The organism is Chromobacterium sp. S0633 (genome assembly GCF_024158805.1).
Classification (GTDB): domain Bacteria; phylum Pseudomonadota; class Gammaproteobacteria; order Burkholderiales; family Chromobacteriaceae; genus Chromobacterium.
The window spans coordinates 1-594 of record NZ_JAMZGH010000130.1 but is presented as its reverse complement, the minus strand read 5'-3'; the positions used below and the strand labels follow the sequence as shown (position 1 = coordinate 594).

Sequence of the window (594 nt, the reverse complement as noted above, 5' to 3'; positions counted from 1 at the left end):
GAAGAGGGTTACGCCTGGCGTTTCGATCACCTGGACGGCGACACGCCACAAGTGCGCTTGGTCGCCTTCGACGACCCTTACAGCCTGCCGCCGGCTGGCGTCGAGCGGGTGCGTTTCCACCGCAGCGACGCCACCGAGGCCGAAGACGGCCTGACCGAGTGGAACGCCCAACGCCAGATCGTGCCCGGCGCCGTAGCGCTGGCCAGCTTCGACTACCAGCCGGTGCAGACCCAGCACAGCGGAGACGACAGCCGCATCGACCAGGGCCAGAACGGCAAGGCCTTGCAATCCTCCTTACACGATTACGACCCGCAATCGCTGTACTACGCCGGCGACGCCGACCAGCTCAGCCACTACGCCCAGCTGCGCCAGCAAGCGCACGACCTCAACGCCAAGCAATTCAGCGGCGGCGGTTCGGTGCGCGGCCTGGCCGCCGGCCAGTGGTTCCGCCTGGACGACCACCCGGCCCACGACGGCGACAGCAGCGAACAACGCGAATTCGTCGTCACCCGCCAGACTTTAAGCGCGCGCAACAACCTGCCGGCGGACCTCAAAGCGCTGGCAAAAGCCGAGGACGCCCAACCCTTCCGCGCC

The 594-nt window shown here is 67.5% G+C and carries 1 protein-coding gene; it reads left to right on the top strand.

Going from position 1 to position 594, the window contains the following annotated elements; genetic code table 11:
- On the top strand, positions 1 to 594 hold a 594-nt coding region (locus NK214_RS24925; protein WP_253315814.1), incomplete at both ends, for a phage late control D family protein.